Source organism: Streptomyces sp. NPDC058231 (assembly GCF_042882275.1).
Taxonomy (GTDB): domain Bacteria; phylum Actinomycetota; class Actinomycetes; order Streptomycetales; family Streptomycetaceae; genus Streptomyces.
Genome location: NZ_JBHVWN010000036.1, coordinates 37,347 through 56,293, shown reverse-complemented (window position 1 = coordinate 56,293; position 18,947 = coordinate 37,347). Strand labels below are relative to the sequence as shown.

Sequence of the window (18,947 nt, the reverse complement as noted above, 5' to 3'; positions counted from 1 at the left end):
CCGCCCCGGGAGCGGCGGAACGCCGGAGGGCCCGGCCCCGCGATCAACTCGCGGCGCCGGGCCCTCCGGTTCGTTCGACTGCCGGTCAGGCCTCGAAGACCTCGGCGACCAGCTGAGCCTGCTCGGCCTGGTGGCGCTTGGCCGAGCCGACCGCCGGGGAGGAGCCGTGCGGCCGCGAGATGCGGCGCAGGCGCTCACCGTGCGGGACGTCGGCGCCGACGGCCAGGTCCAGGTGGTCGATCAGGTTCAGGGCGATGAACGGCCAGGCACCCTGGTTGGCCGGCTCCTCCTGGGCCCACAGGTACTTCTCGGCGTTCGGGTACTTGGCGATCTCGGCCTGCAGCTCGGCACCCGGCAGCGGGTACAGGCGCTCCAGACGGATGATCGCGGTGTCCGTGACGCCGCGCTTCTCGCGCTCTGCCTCCAGGTCGTAGTAGACCTTGCCGGCGCAGAAGACGACCTTGCGGACCGCGTTCGGGTCGACCGAGTCGTCGCCGATCACCGGGCGGAAGCCGCCGGTGGTGAACTCCTCCGCCTTCGACGCCGCCGCCTTGAGGCGGAGCATCGACTTCGGGGTGAAGACGATCAGCGGCTTGTGGTGCGGGTTGTGCACCTGCCACCGCAGGAGGTGGAAGTAGTTCGACGGGAGCGTCGGCATGGCGACCGTCATGTTGTCCTGCGCGCACATCTGGAGGAAGCGCTCCGGGCGGGCGGACGAGTGGTCCGGGCCCTGGCCCTCGTAGCCGTGCGGCAGGAGCAGCGTGACGCCGGAGGTCTGGCCCCACTTCTGCTCGGCGGAGGAGATGAACTCGTCGACGACGGTCTGCGCGCCGTTGACGAAGTCGCCGAACTGGGCTTCCCAGATGACCAGCGACTCCGGGCGGGCCAGCGAGTAGCCGTACTCGAAGCCCATCGCCGCGTACTCGGAGAGCAGCGAGTCGTAGACGTTGTAACGCGCCTGGTCGTCGGTGAGGTAGAGCAGCGGGGTGTAGTCCTCGCCGGTCACCTGGTCGACGAGGACCGCGTGGCGCTGGCCGAAGGTGCCGCGGCGGGTGTCCTGGCCGGCGAGCCGGACGGGGGTGCCCTCCATCAGCAGCGAACCGATGGCCAGGGTCTCGCCCATGCCCCAGTCGATCGTGCCGTTCTCCACCGAGGCGGCACGGCGCTGCATCTGCGGCATCAGCCGCGGGTGGACCGTGATGTGCTCGGGGATGTTGACCTGGGACTCGGCGATCCGCTTCACGACCTCCTGCGAGACCGCGGTGGTGACGGCGACCGGGAACTCGGGCTGCACGTCGGCGACATGGCTCTGAGTCGGGTGCGAAGTGGCCTCGCGGACCTCCGCGAAGACCTTCTCCAGCTGGCCCTGGAAGTCCTGGAGCGCCTGCTCGGCCTCTTCCAGCGTGATGTCGCCGCGACCGATGAGCGACTCGGTGTAGAGCTTGCGCACCGAGCGCTTCTTGTCGATCAGGGTGTACATCTGCGGGTTGGTGAACTCCGGGTTGTCGCCCTCGTTGTGACCGCGGCGGCGGTAGCAGATGAGGTCGATGACGACGTCCTTGTTGAACGCCTGCCGGAACTCGAAGGCCAGCCGGGCCACGCGGACGACGGCCTCGGGGTCGTCACCGTTCACGTGGATGATCGGCGCCTCGATCATGCGTGCCACGTCGGTGGCGTACATGGAGGAGCGCGAGGACTCCGGGGCGGCGGTGAAGCCGACCTGGTTGTTGATCACCACGTGCACGGTGCCGCCGGTGCGGTAGCCGCGCAGCTGCGACATGTTGAGCGTCTCGGCGACGACGCCCTGGCCCGCGAAGGCCGCGTCGCCGTGGAGCGCGACGGGCAGGACCGTGAAGTCCGTACCGCCCTTGTTGATGATGTCCTGCTTGGCGCGGGCGATGCCCTCCAGGACCGGGTCGACCGCCTCCAGGTGCGAGGGGTTGGCGGCCAGCGAGACCTTGATCTGCTCGCCGTCCAGGCCGGTGAAGGTGCCCTCGGCGCCCAGGTGGTACTTCACGTCGCCGGAGCCGTGCATCGACCGCGGGTCGAGGTTGCCCTCGAACTCCCGGAAGATCTGCGCGTACGACTTGCCGACGATGTTCGCCAGGACGTTCAGCCGGCCGCGGTGTGCCATGCCGATGACGACCTCGTCGAGGCGGGCCTCGGCGGCGGAGTCGATGACGGCGTCGAGCAGCGGGATGACGGACTCGCCGCCCTCCAGCGAGAACCGCTTCTGGCCGACGTACTTGGTCTGCAGGAACGTCTCGAACGCCTCGGCGGCGTTGAGGCGGCGCAGGATCCGCAGCTGCTCCTCGCGCTCCGGCTTCGGGCGCGGACGCTCCACCCGGTCCTGGAGCCACTTGCGCTGCTTCGGGTCCTGGATGTGCATGAACTCGATGCCGGTGGTGCGGCAGTACGACTCACGCAGCACACCGAGGATGTCGCGGAGCTTCATCATCGTCTTGCCGGCGAAACCGCCGACCGCGAAGTCCCGCTCCAGGTCCCACAGGGTGAGGCCGTGCTCGGTGATGTCCAGGTCGGGGTGCTTGCGCTGGCGGTACTCCAGCGGGTCGGTGTCGGCCATGACGTGGCCGCGGACCCGGTAGGAGTGGATCAGCTCGAAGACCCGCGCGGCCTTGGTGACGTCGTCGTCGTGCGAGGCGTCGATGTCCTTGAGCCAGCGGACCGGCTCGTAGGGAATGCGCAGCGCCTTGAAGATCTCGTCGTAGAACTCGTTCTCGCCGAGCAGCAGCTGGGCCAGGATCCGCAGGAACTCGCCGGAGGCGGCGCCCTGGATGACCCGGTGGTCGTACGTCGAGGTCAGCGTCATGACCTTCGAGATGCCCAGCTTGTTCAGGGTGTCCTGGGAGGTGCCCTGGAACTCCGCCGGGTAGTCCATCGCGCCGACACCCATGATGAGGCCCTGACCGGGCATCAGGCGGGGCACCGAGTGGACGGTGCCGATGCCGCCGGGGTTGGTCAGCGAGGCGGTGACTCCGGTGAAGTCGTCCATGCCGAGCTTGCCGATGCGGGCGCGGCGGACGATGTCCTCGTACGCCTGCCAGAACTCGAAGAAGTTGAGCGTCTCGGCCTTCTTGATGGCCGCGACGACCAGTTGGCGGTCGCCGTTCGGCTTCACCAGGTCGATGGCCAGACCGAGGTTGACGTGCTCCGGCTTGACCAGGGTCGGCTTGCCGTCCTTCTCCGCGAAGGAGTAGTTCATCGACGGCATGGCCTTGAGGGCCTGCACCATCGCGTACCCGATGAGGTGCGTGAAGGAGATCTTCCCGCCGCGGGCGCGCTTGAGGTGGTTGTTGATGACGATGCGGTTGTCGAAGAGCAGCTTCACCGGAACGGCGCGGACGGACGTGGCCGTCGGCAGTTCCAGCGAGGCGTTCATGTTCTTCGCAACGGCGGCGGACGGACCGCGCAGCGTCACGTACTCCGGGCCGGCGGTCTCGGTGGCCGGGGCCGCCTTGGCGGGAGCCTTCGCGGCGGGCGCCGCCGGAGCGGCGGGCGTGGCCGGAGCCGCCGGGGCTGCGGCCGGAGCGGCAGCCGCGGGCTTCGCCGGTGCGGCGGGCGCGGCCGGAGCCGGAGCCGCCGGGGCTGCGGCCGGAGCGGCGTGGTTGGTCTGGGCCGGTGCGGCGGCGACGGGAACCGCGGTCACCGCAGCCCCCGCGGCTGCGGCGCCGGGAACGGGCTTGTCCGCCGTGCCGGACGTACCCGGCTTGTAGTCGGCGAAGAAGTCCCACCAGGCACGATCGACCGAATTGGGATCCTGGAGGTACTGCTGATAGATCTCGTCGACGAGCCACTCATTGGGGCCGAAAGCCGCGGCCGGGTTTGAGCCCGGGCTGGCTTGGTCGGTCGAGATGCTCGAGTTACTGGGGGACTGAGACGACACGGCGGCAACCGCCCTCTTCCGCTTCACAAGGTGATGGACAGCGGAAATCAAGGCTACGCCTCCCTGACCGTTCCATGCAGGCCGGGCCGGTCTTCGTCGTGCAAGTCACATCAAAGAGCGGGTTTCGGCGCAGGAAATGGCGGGAAACATGCCTGGTTCCGCTTCACTCCGGGTACGCGAGGCCGTGGGTACGGCCCACTGGACCGTATCCCCTCGTGGGACGAGCTGTAGAACGTGCCCTTCCGGTTCGAACCCTATGTCAACTGCGTGGTTGAGGAATCCCCGGAAGAGTGACTCGGATCCGGCAGCCGCGAACTGATTCGGCCACACCGATGTGACCGCCGTGAAGATCCACCGCCCAGCGGGCGATCGCCAGCCCCAGCCCGGTACCGCCGTCGCTGCCCGGACCGTGCGGGGACGGCACCTCGCCACGGTTGAAACGCTCGAAGACACGGTGCCGCTCGGACTCCGGGATTCCCGGGCCCTCGTCCAGCACTTCCAGGTCCAGCGACTCAGGCAGCGCCCCGCGCCGTGCCCGCACCGTCACCCGGCCGTGCGGCGGGCTGTGCTTGACGGCGTTGTCTATCAGATTGGCCACCACCTGGTGGAGCCGCTCGGCGTCCGCGTGCGCGGTCAGTTCGGGCGGTGACACGTCCAGGTGCAGATGGACGTCCTTGCGGCTGTGGTTCCCGGAGCCGGAGGACAGCCGGCGGTGCGAGGCGGCCAGATTGGCCTCCTTCAGCACGCCGGAGAGATACGGCCACACCTCGAAGCGGCGGGCCTTCAGCGTGACCACCCCGTGGTCCAGCCGGGACAGGTCGAGCAGTGTCTCCACCAGCCTGCCGAGCCGCTCCGTCTGTTTCAGCGCCGTGCGCATCGTCTCCGGATCGGCGGCCGAGACCCCGTCCACGACGTTCTCCAGCACCGCTCGCAGCGCCGCGATCGGTGTGCGCAGCTCATGTGAGACATTGGCCACCAGCTCCTTGCGGTGCCGGTCCACGGCCTCCAGATCGTCCGCCATGAGATTGATCGTCTGGGCCAGGTCACCGAGCTCGTCACGCCGGTCGGCGCCCCTCACCCGTCTGGTGTAGTCGCCCTGCGAGATCGACCGGGCGACTCTCGTCATCTCCTCCAGCGGCGCCGTCAGACCGTGCGCAACGAACTGGGTGAGCAGCAGCGTCGCTATCACCGAGAACACGGTGATGAACCGCAGCTCGGTCCGGGTGCGTACCGCGACCATCAGGAGTCCGGTCGTGATGAACACCGAGACCACGACGAGCGTGCCCAGCTTCGCCTTGACCGAGAAGGGACGCAGGCCGGAGCCGGGCCGGGTCATGGCGCCGGGGTCTCCAGGGCGTAACCGACACCGTGCACGGTACGGATCCGCTCCGCGCCGATCTTCCGGCGCAGCGCCTTGATGTGGCTGTCGACGGTGCGGGTGCCCGAGGCGTCCGCCCAGTCCCAGACCTCCGCGAGCAACTGCTCCCGGGAGAGCACCGCACGGGGTGTGCTGGCCAGGCAGACCAGCAGATCGAACTCGGTCGGCGTGAGATGGACGTCCTCCGCGCGCACCCGCACCCGGCGCTGCGCGTGGTCGATCTCCAGTTCGCCCAGGCGCAGGATGCCGCTGCGCGGCGTCACCGCGGCCAGGGCGGCTCGCTCGACCCTGCGCAGCAGGACGTGCACCCGGGCGGCCAGCTCGCGCATGGAGAACGGCTTGGTCATGTAGTCGTCCGCGCCGACTCCGAGACCGACCAGCATGTCCGTCTCGTCGTCCCGTGCGGTCAGCATCAGCACCGGTACCGGCCGGGTGGCCTGCACCCGGCGGCACACCTCCAGGCCGTCGAAGCCCGGCAGCATGATGTCGAGCACCATCAGGTCGGGCTGCCAGGCCTCGGCCGCGTCGACGGCCGCGGGGCCGTCGAGTGCGGTCTGCACCAGGAAGCCCTCGGCCCGCAGGCGGGCGGAGATGGCGTCGACGATCGTCGCGTCGTCCTCGACCACCAGCACCCGGCGCTGTGCGCCCGGGGTGGCCGCGACACCGTTGTGGGTGGTGTGTGTCTGTTCCATCGCCCCGCCCCTGCCCGTTCTCGCGGGGGTCATTCCCCCGGACGCACGGTCTTCGCTTGTGAATTTCGTGGGTGATCCCGTTTGCCGCTCAGCAGCGTAGAGGCAGCGGGCGGCTCCCGGCTACGCAGGGTGTAACGGCACGGGAACGGCTTGGCCGCGAGGGGAGGGCGGAGTGTCTGGCTTGTGGCACTTGGCCCCCGGGCGTCCGGGGACTGCGCATACCCGGTGGGGGAACCTCAGGCTGTCCGAAGTGCGAGATGAACCACGTCGGGCACACCTCGGGCAACATGCACCTCTTCCGTACGTACCCCATGGAAACCGGCATTCCGCAGGGCCTGCTCGAACGTGGTGGAGGGCTGCGCGGACCAGACCGCCAGCACCCCGCCCGGATTGAGCCGTTCCCGGCAGTCGGCGAGACCGGCGGCGGAGTACAGGCTCCCGTTGTCCTCGGTGACGGTCCAGTCCGGTCCGTTGTCGATGTCCAGGCAGAGCGCGTCGTAACGGTCCGTAGTCGAACGCAGATACGCGACGAGGTCCGTCGCCAGGATCGCGGTCCTCGGGTCGGCGAGCGCCGCGCCGGAGATCCGGGCCAGCGGCCCCTCCTGATGCCAGTCGATGATCGCCGGTTCCCGCTCGACGACCGCGATCCGCCCCCAGCGCGGTTCGGCGGCGGCGTGCGCGAGCGAGAAGCCGACCCCGAGGCCGCCGATGAGCACCGCCGGGTCCGGCAGGTCGTCGCCCAGCGCCGCCAGCGCCGCGTCGATCAGCAGCCGCTCGGAGCGTCCGTCGGCGGTGTCCATCAGGAAACAGCCGTTGGCGATGATCTCGAAGTCGTCACCCCGCTCCCGCAGGACGACTTCCCCGTACGGGCCCTCGCGGCGGTCGAGCGTGACGGGGCTGTGGGCGGTGCGGCGGTCGGCGGTGGGCATGTGTTCGGTCTCCGGCACAGTGCGGGTGGGACCTCGTCATCCTCGCCGGGCGCCGCGGCCGGGACCAGCCATTTATCGGATCCCCGCGGGGCGCGGGGAGGCGATGCGCCCGGTCGCGCGGGCTCCGGCGGTGCGCCGCCGTACCGCGAGAGGCGCCCCCTGCCCGTGCGCGCCGCCCCGGCGGCCACCGGCGCACCGGTTCGGGTGCGGCGGACGCGATAGACGGGGCGGACGGGACGGGGTGGAGCGGGTACGGAGTGAGGGGCCCCCGCAGCTACTGCCGAAGATGCCGGCGGGATGGGGTTCCCCGGTCTGCCGCCCCCCGGTGGGCGCGGGCCCCGGACCGGTTCAGGGACGAGGCGTCTTCTCGCCGTGCACCGCGACGTACTCGGCCGCCAGCCACGGGGCCAGGTCGTCGACGAGCATGGTGAGCACGGCCGGGTCCGCCGAGGGGGTGCGGGCGGTGGCCGCGGCGGTGCGCATCTGCCCGGCTCGCTCCGGGTAGTACCGGCCGAAGACCGCGGCGGACTCCTCCAGATCGCTGGTCCACCCGCCCCAGCGGGGCATGACCAGGGTGAAGCCCGAGCGGACGATGCGGCGGGCGGCGCCGCGGCTGAGTTTCCTGCGTTCCGTTTCCGTGCGGGCTTCGGCGGCGAGCCAATGCCAGCGGGGGAGTGCCAGACCCAGATCACCGTTGGTCTCACGGGCCAGCAGCGCAGTGGGGCGGTAGCGGGGCAGCCGGGCGGCCAGGTCGGTGCCCAGCAGCGGCGTGCAGAGACAGGCGAGGAAGAAGCCCAGGTCGTGGCGTTCGAGATCGCTGAGCAGCGTGTCCGTGCCGAAGAGGAGGATGCCGGCGCCGTCGATCAGCCCGGACGAGGCGTCGAGGGCGGCTTCGACGGCGCGGGCGGCGGCCCGGTCGCCCTCGGTGGGCTCGGTGCGCAGGGCGAGCAGCAGGTCCAGGTCGCTGACGCCGGGAATGGCCGTGCCACGCGGAATGCTGCCGTAGAGGTAGGCGCTGTGCAGCCGGGCGGCGCCGAACGCGTCGGTGATCAGGGAGTGCGCCTCCTCGACCAGCGGGGCGAACGCCGCGGGTACCCGGCTCAGCGAGCCCTCCCGGCGGATCGTGCCGTCCTCGGCCAGGCCCCTGTCGTCCGCGCGTGTGTCGCCCATACGGGCACTCTGCCCGGTGACACGGGCGAACGGCGAGCGGATTTCGCAGGTGGGGGACGGGGCGCACAGAGATCGCTGAGAGCGAACACGGCTTCGGGAACACCGAGCGGGCGAGAAGCATTGAGTCGGCATAGCTCAACTTGACTGCCGAAGGGGAGATCATGGCTACTGAGTCCAATGCGGTCACTCCGCTCACCTTGCCTGTGCTGCCGCTCGACGACGAGGTCGTGCTGCCCGGAATGGTGGTTCCTCTGGACTTGTCCGACACCGATGTCCGGGCCGCCGTGGAGGCCGCCCAGGCCGCCGCCCGTCCGGGTGGTGGCAAGCCCGAGGTGCTGCTGGTGCCGCGGATCGACGGGACGTACACCGGGACCGGTGTGCTCGGTACCGTCGAGCAGGTCGGCCGGCTCTCCGACGGCGACCCGGGCGCGCTCATCCGCGGCCGCGGCCGGGTGAGGATCGGCGCCGGGACCACCGGACCAGGGGCCGCGCTGTGGGTGGAGGGGACCCGCGTGGACGTCTCCGTGCCCGAGCCGCTTCCCGGCGCCGCGGCCGAGCTGGTCAAGGAGTACAAGGCCCTGGCCACCAGCTGGCTGAAGAAGCGTGGCGCCTGGCAGGTCGTGGACCGGGTCCAGCAGATCGACGACATCTCCGCGCTCGCCGACAACTCCGGCTACTCACCCTTCCTCACCACCGCCCAGAAGGTGCAGCTCCTGGAGACCGCCGACGCCGTCGCCCGGCTGAAGCTCGCCATCCAGTGGCTCGGTGAACACCTCGCCGAGCAGGACGTCGCCGAATCCATCGCCAAGGACGTCCAGGAGGGCGTCGACAAGCAGCAGCGCGAGTTCCTGCTGCGACGGCAGCTCGAAGCCGTGCGCAAGGAACTGTCCGAACTCAACGGTGACCCCGAGGGCGAGTCCGACGACTACCGGGCGCGCGTCGAGGCCGCCGACCTTCCCGAGCACGTCCGCGAGGCCGCGCTCAAGGAGGTCGACAAGCTGGAGCGCTCCTCCGACCAGAGCCCCGAGGGCTCCTGGATCCGGACCTGGCTGGACACCGTCCTCGAACTGCCGTGGACCGAACGGACCGAGGACGCCTACGACATCCGCGCCGCCAAGGAGGTCCTCGACGCCGAGCACGCGGGCCTGGAGGACGTGAAGGAGCGGATCACCGAATACCTCGCGGTGCGCAAGCGCCGTGCCGAACGCGGCCTCGGGGTCGTGGGCGGGCGTCGCGGAGGCGCGGTGCTGGCCCTCGTCGGGCCTCCCGGTGTCGGCAAGACGTCCCTCGGCGAGAGCGTCGCGCACGCCATGGGCCGCACGTTCGTCCGGGTCGCGCTCGGCGGTGTGCGGGACGAGGCGGAGATCCGCGGCCACCGGCGTACGTACGTCGGTGCGCTCCCCGGACGCATCGTCCGGGCCATCAAGGAGGCCGGCTCCATGAACCCGGTCGTCCTGCTCGACGAGATCGACAAGGTGGGTTCCGACTTCCGCGGCGACCCGGCCGCGGCGCTCCTCGAGGTCCTGGACCCGGCACAGAACCACACCTTCCGTGATCACTACCTGGAGGTCGAGCTCGACCTCAGCGATGTCGTCTTCCTGGCCACCGCCAACGTGCTGGAAGCCATCCCGGAAGCGCTGCTCGACCGGATGGAGCTGGTCCGGCTCGACGGTTACACGGAGGACGAGAAGGTCGTCATCGCCCGTGACCACCTGCTCCCGCGCCAGCTGGAGCGGGCCGGTCTGGAGCGGGACGAGGTGACACTCGACGAGACGGCCCTGCGCAAGCTGGCCGGCGAGTACACCCGTGAGGCGGGCGTACGCAACCTCGAACGGGCCGTCGCCCGGCTGCTCCGCAAGGTCGCGGCCCAGCACGAACTGGGCGACCGCGTACTTCCGTTCACCGTCACCGACGAGGATCTGCGGGGCCTGATCGGACGGCCGCACCACGTTCCCGAGTCCGCCCAGGACCCGGCCGAGCGCCGTACCGCGGTGCCCGGCGTGGCCACCGGTCTCGCGGTGACCGGCGCCGGTGGTGACGTGCTCTTCGTGGAGGCGTCGCTGGCCGATCCGGAGACCGGCGCCTCCGGGCTGACCCTCACCGGTCAGCTGGGCGACGTCATGAAGGAGTCCGCGCAGATCGCGCTGAGCTTCCTGCGCTCGCACGGAGCCGAACTGGAACTGCCTGTCGCCGACCTCAAGGACCGGGGAGCGCACATCCACTTCCCGGCGGGTGCGGTCCCCAAGGACGGACCGAGCGCGGGCATCACGATGACGACGGCGCTGGCCTCGCTGCTCTCCGGGCGGCTGGTCCGTACGGACGTGGCGATGACCGGCGAGGTGTCGCTGACCGGACGGGTGCTGCCGATCGGCGGCCTGAAGCAGAAGCTGCTCGCCGCCCACCGCGCCGGGATCACCACCGTGGTGATCCCCAAGCGGAACGAGGCCGACCTGGACGACGTCCCGGCCGAGGTCCTGGACACGCTGGAGGTCCACCCGGTGACGGATGTGCGGCAGGTGCTGGAGATCGCCCTCGCCCCGGCCTCGGCCGGAGTGCGGGAGAGGATCCCGGCCGCGGCGTGAGCGCCACGGCGTGACGGGCGTGGCATGACGTGCGTGGCCGGTCGGGCGGCCCGCACCACCCTCCGGGGCGGTGCGGGCCGTTCCGCGTTCCGGTCCCGCTCGGGCGGCCCGGTTCAGGGCCGGTAGACGGTCCCCGGCACCGGCTCGGCGGGCGCCATCAGCTGGGGAACCGTCACGAGGGTGTAGCCGCGTGCCTTCAGTGCGTCGATGATGCCCGGCACCGCGGGCACCGTCCCCTTGTAGATGTCGTGCAGCAGGATGATGCCGTCCCTGCTCGCCTGGTCGAGTATCCGCTTCTCGATCAGCGCGGAGTCGGTCGTCGAGTAGTCCTTGGCGGTGGCGCTCCACAGGATCTGCGAGAGCCCCAGATCCTTGCTGATCCCGGAGACGGTGTCGTCGGTACGGCCCTGCGGCGGCCGCATCAGCCGCGGTCTCTTCCCGGTGATCCTCGCTATCGCGTCCTGCGTCTTCTGCAGTTCGGCGCGTATCTCGGACGGTTCCCGGTCCGTCAGGATCTCGTGCGACCAGGTGTGGTTGCCGAGCTCGTGGCCCTCCGCCGCGATGCGGCGCACGGTGTCGGGGTGCTTGAGCACATGGTTCCTGCCCAGCAGGAAGAAGGTGGCGTGCACCTTCTTCTCCTTGAGGACGTCGAGCAGGTGCGGGGTGTCCTCGCCCGGCCCCGCGTCGAAGGTCAGCGCTATGCACTTCGCCTTGCGGCAGTCCACCGGGCCGAAGGAGCCCTTGGCGTCGGAGGCGGCATCCGCCCGCGCCGAGCCCGGAGCGGTGGTCTGCATCGAGCAGCCGCCGAGCGTGAGAGTGACTGCCGTCACAAGCGTTGCGGCCAACCCCGCGCCGATCGACTTCATCTTCCTGGACAGAACGGATCACTCCCCACGGCTGAGCAGCGCACAAGGCGTGCGCTGCTCAGCGACTATACACACGACGTATACATGGAGTGTATAGAGGGATCGGAGGGTGCGGATGCGGCGGACGCCGGGGGTGCGGACGTGGCGGAGCCCCGGTGACGGGTGCGTCACCGGGGCTCCGCGGGGTGGCGGTTCAGCCGTTGGCGAGAGCCTGTACGCGGTCGAGGGCGCCGTTGAAATGGTCGTGGTCGCCGACGTACGGACCGGACGAGGTGTACTGCCAGATCGTGTAGTAGTCCCAGCCGGCCGGGAGCTCTCCGACCGTGGTGTTGTACCGGGCCACCCAGAGCGGGTTGGTGGTACCGAAGCCCGCGTTGTTGCCCGTGCAGCTCTGCCACCAGCTGGTCGCGGTGTAGATGACGGCGTCACGTCCGGTGCGGGCCTTGTACGTGTTCACGAAGTCGCGGATCCAGGACACCATGGCCGCCGCGGTCTTCCCGTAGCACTGGTCGCCGTACGGGTTCCACTCGATGTCCAGCACGCCGGGCAGCGTCCTGCCGTCCTTCGACCAGCCGCCCCCGTGGTCCACGAAGTAGTTGGCCTGGACGGCGCCGCTCGTGGTGTCCGGGGTGGCGAAGTGGTACGAGCCCCGGATCATGCCGACGTTGTACGAGCCGTTGTACTGCTGGGCGAAGGAGGGGTTGGTGTAGTACGTGCCCTCGGTGGCCTTGGTGTAGGCCCATTGGACGCCGCTGCTCCAGAGGGTCGCCCAGTCCACGTTGCCCTGGTGGCTGCTGACGTCCACGCCTTCGGTCTGTGCGGCGCGCGTGTCACGAGGCAGGCCGCCCTGGCCGTCATGGGCGACGACACCCATGCCCATCGTGGCCGATCCGCGGGCGGGCGTCGTGGCGGTGGGGGAACCGGCCGCGTCGGCTGCGCCGGGAAGGGTGAGCAGAAGCGCGAAAGCTGCGAGGAGGGTTCCCGCCGCCGTGATGCGCGAGCGGCGGGTCGTTCCGGATCCGGATCTGTGCACGGGCATGTGCGTGCCTCCGAGGCCTTGGTGGGGGGATCTGCAGACCCAGGGGGGCGGCTCGGCGCACCCCTGCGACATGGCATGGTGTGGACATGTCAGTGCTGACGCTACGCACGTAGACCCGTACGGCGAAAGGGGGCCTGGGCGCCGCCGTTGGTCTACGCCTGCGAAATACTGGCCAAGCTGCGGCGATGACCGGCGGCGAAGGAAACTTTCAGCGGCAGGAAAGCTCATGAGGGGTGTTGACGTGCGCGGGAGCGAGAGCGGCAGTGAACCCGGCGCGACCGGAGGGAATGGTGTGGACCACGAATTCCTGGCGTTGGAGCGGGAGTTGGCCGTATTTCTGCGCCGTGCCCGGTCCAGTTCCGGCGAGATGGCGCGCGAGGTCCACCCGGAGCTGGAAGCCGCCGCGTACGGGCTCTTCGTGCGGCTGGAGTCGGCGGGACGGCAGCGGGCCACCGATCTCGCCGCGTACTTCGGTGTCGGGAAGGCGACCATGAGCCGTCAACTGCGCGCCCTGGAGAATCTCGGACTGGTGGCGCGCGAGCCCGACCCGGCCGACGGCCGGGCCTCCCTCGTCCACCTCACGGACGAGGGGCTGGCCCGCTTCCGCAGCGTCCGCGACGCGCGCCGCGACCAGTACGTGCGCAAGCTCGCCGACTGGGACCGGGCCGAGGTGGCGGAACTTGCCCGGCTGCTGCATCACTTGAACGCCCGCGCCGAGGGCTGACGCCCCCGTACTCCCGGCCGGGCCGTGTCACCCGAAACCCGGCCGATGCCCGGTATCCCGGCTAAAGCGCCGCGTAGACCGCCGTGGCGTCGTCGTGCGTCTTGCTGCGCCGCAGGTGCGTCCGCCCGGTGTCCGCGTCCTCCAGCGCCCTGACCCGGTCGATCAGCGCCTGCGCCCCCTCCTTCTGGAGCACCCCGAGGCAGCCCGCCCAGTCGCCCTCGTGGAACATCTCCGTCCAGCGGCTCGCCCCGTCCGTCAGGGCGGCCACCGCCCGCACCTCGGCGCGCGGCGTCCGTCCGGTCACGGCGCGCTGCGCCACCTCGGGGTCGGCGGCGGCGGTGAAGAAGCCGCCCTCCTTGTTCCGCACCTGTGCGTCGGCGATCGCTTCGGTGGCCAGCGAGCCCGGCGGCAGCCGGTCGAGGCGGTCGTCGAGCAGCGCGCGCACGGTGCCGTCCGGCGACTCCAGGAGCAGCACCGAGTCGGAGAGCACCAGGTGTTCGATCTCGTCCTGGTCCCAGCGCACCAGGACGACGGTTGCCTGAGGCGTACGTACGTGAGAAAGGTCACACAGGGAGCGGTGTGCTTCGGCGGTGCGCCGGATGGACTCGGCGAGGATCTCCGTGAGTGTCAGATCCCGTCGCGAAACCGACAGTTCGACCAGGCAGCCGCCCAGCCGTGCGGTGAACCACGGGACGGAGTGCGCACATCCGTCGTCCCCCTGCGGCGGAGTGACCCCGTCGAGCAGGACCAGGGTCCCGCCCTGGCCGGAGGCGGGAAGCGCGGTGGCCGCCCAGTCCTCGTTGGGGCGGGCGGGGCTGCCGGCGGCGGTCGCGAGGTCGATGCGCATGCGGTCAGTCTGCACGACACCTTCACGGTCCCTGCACGGGCCCGGCGTTGAGCCGTACCAGCAGGTCAGAGGGGCGGATCGGGCGGAAGGAAAGGATCCGCGCCGGGTGCGGGCGGGCATCCTGCCAAAGGCTGCCCGGAAGTTCCAGCCGACGGCCCGGGTGTGGCCCGCGGGGCCCAGGGGGAGACTTGTTCGCCAACTCCGGAGTGATGTTCACTCGTTCGGGTGGCGGAGCGGTTGATGCGCACCTTCCTCCCAAAAGCACTGGAATGGTCGGAAGCCGTACCAGGGGTCGGGGCGCCTCTCCAAGTGACCGTGCGTCACCTCTGCTTCAAGGGTGGACGAGTCAAGATTGCGAGCACCGGTGCAGAAGAAGCGGCCTCGGAGCAAGGGCGGCAAGCGGATCGGTACGGAGGAGACACCTCCGGCGCCGGTCGGGGGTGAGCCCGCCGGGCGCACCGTACGCGTACGCAGCAGGCTGGTCGCCGGCGTCGCGGTCGTCGGCATCACCGTCATCGCCGCGGGCGCGCCCGCGGTACTCGACGCCTCCTCCGAACTGACCGAGTCCCAACGACTGGTCACACTCGCCGAGCTGAACCAGCAGGCGGTGGCGCTCGCGCACTCCCTCGCCGACGAGCGGGACGAGGTCACCTCCTACATCGCGGGCGGCCGTGACGGGAAGTCCGGCACCGGGAGCGACGGCCCCGGCAGCCGCAGCGTCCGCGTCGACCAGCAGATCGACGAGATCCGCGTCTCGGCCCCCGCCGCCCTGCGCCGCGACCTCTCCACGATCCCCTCGCTGCGCCGCACCGCTCTGAGCGGCAAGGGCTCGGCGCTCGCGGCGCACCAGGCGTACTCCGAGGTCATCGCCAAGCTCCAGGACCTCGCCGACGAGCTCGCCGACAAGACGCCGCCGCGCGCCGCCGAGGACACCCGGGCACCCCTCGCCCTCGGCCGGGCGGCCGAGCAGGCCTCCGCCACCCGCGGACTGCTGATCGCCGCCCTCGGCGTGCCCCGCCCGCAGACCACAGCCCCGCAGATCGACCCGCTCACCGGTCTGCCCGTCCGGACCCAGGACGAGGGCCCCACCGAGGAGGACCGCAACCGTGACGAGCTGAGCGCCGCCGCCCAGCAGGCCCGGGTCCGTGAACTCTCCTCGCTCGCCGACTTCGACCAGGCGGCCGGCACCACCGCTCGCGACAAGCTCTCCTCCACCGTCACCGGGCCGGAGGTCAACAGCGCCGAGAAGTACCTCGCCGCGCTCACCGACCGGCCCGAGCTCTCGGACACCGACCAGCAGGCCGACCGGAAGAAGGTCGGGGCGGCGCTCTCCGCCCGGATCGACCGGATGCGCAGCGTCGAGTCCGCCCTCGGCACCGCCCAGGTCCAGCGGCTGGAGCAGCTGCGCGACGACGACGTCACCGCGCTCGAACTGCGTATCGCGCTCCTCGGCGGCTGCCTCCTGATCGCCGTCGGTGTGTCCACCGCCGTGGCCCGCACGCTCACCCAGCCGCTCGCCGTCCTGCGGATCGGCGCCGCCCGCCTCGCCGCTGACCCCGGCACCGCCGAACCGGTCCGCTACACCGGCCGTAACGACGAGTTCGCCCAGGTCGTACGGTCCCTCAACACCCTGCACGGCAAGCTCCACGGACTGCTCCACGAGTTCAACGGCCGGTTCGAGAGCCTGGAGACCGAGCGCGGCGAGCTGATCGCCGGCCGAGAGGCCCTGACCCTCCAGCGCGCCGAACTCCAGGTCCAGGCGGCCGATCTGACCCACCAGCTGGAGCAGCTGAAGAACACGGTCCACCACACCTTCGTCAACCTCTCGCTGCGCACCCTCGGCCTGGTCGAGCGCCAGCTCGGCGTGATCGAGAGCCTGGAGGAGCGCGAGCAGGACCCTGAGCGGCTCTCCACCCTCTTCAAGCTCGACCACATGGCCACGGTCATGCGCCGTCACAGCGAGAACATGCTGGTGCTCGCGGGCGCCGAACACGGCCACGGGCACTCGGGGCCGATCCCGCTGGTCGACGTGTTGCGCGCCGCCGTCAGCGAGATCGAGCGGTACGAGCGGGTCACCATCCAGTCGCTGCCGCCGCACGCGCAGATCGCCGGTTTCGCCGCCGACGACCTCAGTCACCTGGTGGCCGAACTCCTGGAGAACGCGACTTCCTTCTCACCGCCCGACTCCCATGTCCAGCTCTCCGGCTGGCTGCTGGAGTCCGGCGAGGTGATGCTCTCCGTGCAGGACGAGGGCATCGGCATGTCGTCCGTGCGGATGACCGAACTCAACGCCCGGCTGGCCGACCCGTCCTCGTTCGAGTCGGGCGAGCGGAACGCGGACGGTGCGGGCCTCGGCCTCCAGGTGACGTCGCTGCTGGCGGCGCGCCACGGGGTGCGGGTCCAGCTGCGGGAGCAGAAGGGCAGCGGGGTGACGGCGGTCGTCGTGCTGCCGCAGTCGCTGCTGCCGAAGGCGCCGCCCACCGCCACCCCACCGCCCGTACGGGTGCCGGGGGACGCGCCCGCGCTGAACCTGCCGGGATCGGTCGCCGAGGCCAACTCCAACGCCCTGCCGGGCCGGACGCTCGCGCTGCCCGGTGACCCGCTGATCGCCGCTGCCGAGCAGACGATCCGTGAGGCGGCGCCGCGGGAGCCGGAACCGGTCCCGGCGCCCGCCCCCGCTCAGGCCGCCTTCGAGAGCGAGGCCGAGACCACGATGCAGGTCCGGCTCCCGGACGCCCCGCAGTTCCGGGCGGCCCCCGAGGTCCAGGTCCCGGACGCCCAGGTGCCCGAGGTCAGGGCCCCCGAGGCCCAGGTGGTCCCGCCGGCCCACGGATCCCCGGCGGCGCCCGACCCGTACGCCATCGGCCCCGACCGGCACGAGCGCACCACGGACGGGGCCCCGGAGCCCTTCGCCGGATCCGCGGCGGAGAGCGCCCTCCCCGGCCCGCGCCGTCCCGAGCAGCCCGGGCGCATCACCGACAAGGGCCTGCCCAAGCGGACCCCCAAGGTCGTCAAGCCCGCCACCGCCCCGGCCGCCGAGCGCAAGGGCAGCCTGGACAAGGACGCGCTGCGGCGCCGCCTCGGCGGCTTCCACCAGGGCGCCAAGGACGGTCGGCGCGATGTCGAGGCAGAGATCGCCGACAGTGCCGTCGGTACGGGCACCACCCCCGGCGCGCACAGCGCGCCGGCCGAGCCCACCGAGCCGGCAGGCCGTTCCGGCGGCCGCACCGATGAGACGGGGGACACAGTCGAGGAGGCACGCAGTTGACTGCGCCCAGCACATTCGGGCTGAGCACCGAGGCCCGGAACCTTCACTGGTTGCTGAGCAATCTCGTGGAGGAGGTGCCAGGGGTCCACTCGGTCACCGTCGTGTCGTCCGACGGACTGATGCTGCTCTCCTCCGACCCGGGCCGTCAGGCAGCCGGGGTGACGGCACGGCAGGACGGGCCGAGGGGCTCCAGTGCCGACCTCGCGACCATCGTCTCCGGCATCGGAAGCCTCACCATCGGCGCCGCGAAACTGATGGACGGCGGCGGCGTGAAGCAGACCATGGTCGCCATGGACGAAGGCAGTGTCTTCGTCATGTCGATCAGTGACGGCTCGCTGCTCGGCGTGCATGCCACCCCCGACTGCGACATGAGTGTCATCGCCTACCACATGGCCCTCTTCGTCGGCCGTGCCGGACACGTACTCACCCCCGAACTCCGCAGTGAACTGCGCAAATCGATGGAGAGCGCCCAGTGATGCCCGCTGCTGAACCCGCCCGCAGGCTCCCCGTCCGCGGCTCCGACCGACGGCCCGCACGAGTCCGCCCCTACTCGCTCACCGGCGGCCGCACCCGATTCGGCCATGTACTCCTGGTCGAGACGTTCGTGGCGGCGCTCGAAGCCCCCGAGGAGCGCCGCGAGCTCACCAACGGCAATCTCGTCTCGCGCGTGATGCCCGAGCTCCAGGCCATTGTCGAAATCTGCCGCCGCATGCGTACGGTCGCGGAGATCTCGGCCCTGTTGAAGATGCCGCTCGGAGTGGTCCGAGTGCTGCTCAGCGACTTGGCCGACCAGGGAAAGATCCGTGTGTACGGGACCGGTCACGGCACCGGCCAGCCCGACCGCGCACTGCTTGAAAGGGTGCTGAATGGACTCCGTCGTCTCTGATCCGCTCCTGTCCGCCCCGCGTCAGCCGGGACCGGAGGACCAGGCCGAAGAGTCGCTGCAGGCCTGGCAGCTGGATCACACCAGAGCCCCCGTCGCCACGAAAATAGTGGTCGCGGGCGGGTTCGGCGTCGGCAAGACGACCTTCGTGGGATCGGTCTCCGAGATCACCCCGCTGAAGACCGAGGCGATGATGACCCAGGCCAGTGAGGAGACCGACGACCTCACCGCGACGCCCGACAAGGTCACCACCACCGTCGCGATGGACTTCGGCCGCCTCACGCTCGACGACGACCTCGTGCTGTACGTGTTCGGCACCCCCGGACAGCAGCGCTTCTGGTTCATGTGGGACGACCTGGTGCGCGGTGCGATCGGAGCGGTCGTGCTCGCCGACACCCGGCGGCTCGCCGACTGCTTCCCCGCGCTCGACTACTTCGAGAGCTGCGGACTGCCGTACATCGTGGCCGTCAACCACTTCGAAGGAACCCCCGGCTACGAGGCGGAGGACGTCAGGGAGGCCCTGACCGTACCCCCGCACGTACCAGTTGTGATCATGGACGCGCGTAACAGGATCACGGTCGTCGAGTCGTTGCTGGCCCTTGTGGGTCACGCACTTGACGCCACCCCCGCCTAGGCCCTGTCCTGGCGGTCTCCGCGGTCCCGGA

At 70.6% G+C, this 18,947-nt stretch carries 14 protein-coding genes; 6 read left to right on the top strand and 8 right to left on the bottom strand.

The genetic code is table 11. The features are described 5' to 3' along the window. Window positions 1-85: 85 nt before the first annotated feature. From ACFVXE_RS23080 to ACFVXE_RS23060, 5 genes are all read right to left on the bottom strand, one after another. Window positions 86-3,904 carry a multifunctional oxoglutarate decarboxylase/oxoglutarate dehydrogenase thiamine pyrophosphate-binding subunit/dihydrolipoyllysine-residue succinyltransferase subunit gene (locus ACFVXE_RS23080; protein WP_389673644.1) on the bottom strand — a complete coding sequence of 1,273 codons (3,819 nt, stop codon included), beginning with the start codon at window positions 3,902-3,904 and terminating at the stop codon, window positions 86-88. Between the two features lie 259 nt (window positions 3,905-4,163). Next, the gene (locus tag ACFVXE_RS23075; RefSeq protein WP_389673642.1) at window positions 4,164-5,240 is read right to left on the bottom strand and encodes an ATP-binding protein; all 1,077 of its coding nucleotides are present in this window, start codon (window positions 5,238-5,240) and stop codon (window positions 4,164-4,166) included. Continuing rightward, the gene (locus ACFVXE_RS23070; protein ID WP_389673640.1) at window positions 5,237-5,974 is read right to left on the bottom strand and encodes a response regulator transcription factor; all 738 of its coding nucleotides are present in this window, start codon (window positions 5,972-5,974) and stop codon (window positions 5,237-5,239) included. The genes ACFVXE_RS23075 and ACFVXE_RS23070 overlap by 4 nt, the downstream gene beginning before the upstream one ends. Window positions 5,975-6,210: 236 nt before the next feature. Continuing rightward, complete coding sequence (locus ACFVXE_RS23065; protein WP_389673639.1) at window positions 6,211-6,903, bottom strand: spermidine synthase; 693 nt, start codon at window positions 6,901-6,903, stop codon at window positions 6,211-6,213. A gap of 348 nt (window positions 6,904-7,251) precedes the next feature. Beyond that, entirely contained in the window at window positions 7,252-8,073 is an 822-nt protein-coding gene (locus ACFVXE_RS23060) for a nucleotidyltransferase (protein WP_389673637.1), read from the bottom strand. A 161-nt stretch (window positions 8,074-8,234) separates the two neighbouring features. Here ACFVXE_RS23060 and lon point away from each other — a divergent pair, with 161 nt between their 5' ends. After that, window positions 8,235-10,655: an endopeptidase La gene (gene lon, locus ACFVXE_RS23055; protein WP_389673635.1), complete on the top strand. Its 2,421-nt coding sequence runs from the start codon at window positions 8,235-8,237 to the stop codon at window positions 10,653-10,655. Window positions 10,656-10,768: 113 nt separating this feature from the next. On the opposite strand, the gene ACFVXE_RS23050 is transcribed toward lon, so the two are convergent. Then, window positions 10,769-11,521 carry a polysaccharide deacetylase family protein gene (locus ACFVXE_RS23050; RefSeq protein WP_389673634.1) on the bottom strand — a complete coding sequence of 251 codons (753 nt, stop codon included), beginning with the start codon at window positions 11,519-11,521 and terminating at the stop codon, window positions 10,769-10,771. 193 nt (window positions 11,522-11,714) lie between these two features. Further along, window positions 11,715-12,560: a lysozyme gene (locus tag ACFVXE_RS23045; RefSeq protein WP_389673632.1), complete on the bottom strand. Its 846-nt coding sequence runs from the start codon at window positions 12,558-12,560 to the stop codon at window positions 11,715-11,717. 241 nt (window positions 12,561-12,801) lie between these two features. Between ACFVXE_RS23045 and ACFVXE_RS23040 the strand changes: the two genes are divergently transcribed. Continuing rightward, window positions 12,802-13,284 carry a MarR family winged helix-turn-helix transcriptional regulator gene (locus ACFVXE_RS23040; protein ID WP_389673670.1) on the top strand — a complete coding sequence of 161 codons (483 nt, stop codon included), beginning with the start codon at window positions 12,802-12,804 and terminating at the stop codon, window positions 13,282-13,284. 61 nt (window positions 13,285-13,345) lie between these two features. Here ACFVXE_RS23040 and ACFVXE_RS23035 read toward each other — a convergent pair whose 3' ends face one another. Next, window positions 13,346-14,131, bottom strand: a complete 786-nt coding sequence (locus ACFVXE_RS23035) for a protein phosphatase 2C domain-containing protein (RefSeq protein ID WP_389673630.1) — start codon at window positions 14,129-14,131, stop codon at window positions 13,346-13,348. A 364-nt stretch (window positions 14,132-14,495) separates the two neighbouring features. On the opposite strand from ACFVXE_RS23035, the gene ACFVXE_RS23030 reads away from it, so the two are divergent. From ACFVXE_RS23030 to ACFVXE_RS23015, 4 genes are read left to right on the top strand one after another with little or no spacing between them, the layout of a single operon-like run. After that, complete coding sequence (locus tag ACFVXE_RS23030; protein ID WP_389673628.1) at window positions 14,496-17,399, top strand: nitrate- and nitrite sensing domain-containing protein; 2,904 nt, start codon at window positions 14,496-14,498, stop codon at window positions 17,397-17,399. After that, a complete protein-coding gene (locus ACFVXE_RS23025) occupies window positions 17,396-17,875 on the top strand; it encodes a roadblock/LC7 domain-containing protein (protein ID WP_389673626.1) in 480 nt (159 codons plus the stop codon). The genes ACFVXE_RS23030 and ACFVXE_RS23025 overlap by 4 nt, the downstream gene beginning before the upstream one ends. Next, window positions 17,875-18,285: a DUF742 domain-containing protein gene (locus tag ACFVXE_RS23020; RefSeq protein ID WP_389673625.1), complete on the top strand. Its 411-nt coding sequence runs from the start codon at window positions 17,875-17,877 to the stop codon at window positions 18,283-18,285. The genes ACFVXE_RS23025 and ACFVXE_RS23020 overlap by 1 nt, the downstream gene beginning before the upstream one ends. Then, on the top strand, window positions 18,266-18,916 hold the full coding sequence (locus tag ACFVXE_RS23015; protein WP_389673623.1) for an ATP/GTP-binding protein: 651 nt from the start codon (window positions 18,266-18,268) through the stop codon (window positions 18,914-18,916). The genes ACFVXE_RS23020 and ACFVXE_RS23015 overlap by 20 nt, the downstream gene beginning before the upstream one ends. The last annotated feature ends 31 nt before the right edge of the window (window positions 18,917-18,947 follow it).

Bases quoted from the DNA above. Each gene is read 5' to 3' on its own strand.
- ACFVXE_RS23060 (WP_389673637.1), bottom strand. From the start codon at position 8,073: ATGGGCGACACACGCGCGGACGACAGGGGCCTGGCCGAGGACGGCACG.
- lon (WP_389673635.1), top strand. From the start codon at position 8,235: ATGGCTACTGAGTCCAATGCGGTCACTCCGCTCACCTTGCCTGTGCTG.
- ACFVXE_RS23075 (WP_389673642.1), bottom strand. From the start codon at position 5,240: ATGACCCGGCCCGGCTCCGGCCTGCGTCCCTTCTCGGTCAAGGCGAAG.
- ACFVXE_RS23035 (WP_389673630.1), bottom strand. From the start codon at position 14,131: ATGCGCATCGACCTCGCGACCGCCGCCGGCAGCCCCGCCCGCCCCAAC.
- ACFVXE_RS23070 (WP_389673640.1), bottom strand. From the start codon at position 5,974: ATGGAACAGACACACACCACCCACAACGGTGTCGCGGCCACCCCGGGC.
- ACFVXE_RS23045 (WP_389673632.1), bottom strand. From the start codon at position 12,560: ATGCCCGTGCACAGATCCGGATCCGGAACGACCCGCCGCTCGCGCATC.
- ACFVXE_RS23015 (WP_389673623.1), top strand. From the start codon at position 18,266: ATGGACTCCGTCGTCTCTGATCCGCTCCTGTCCGCCCCGCGTCAGCCG.
- ACFVXE_RS23020 (WP_389673625.1), top strand. From the start codon at position 17,875: ATGCCCGCTGCTGAACCCGCCCGCAGGCTCCCCGTCCGCGGCTCCGAC.
- ACFVXE_RS23050 (WP_389673634.1), bottom strand. From the start codon at position 11,521: ATGAAGTCGATCGGCGCGGGGTTGGCCGCAACGCTTGTGACGGCAGTC.
- ACFVXE_RS23065 (WP_389673639.1), bottom strand. From the start codon at position 6,903: ATGCCCACCGCCGACCGCCGCACCGCCCACAGCCCCGTCACGCTCGAC.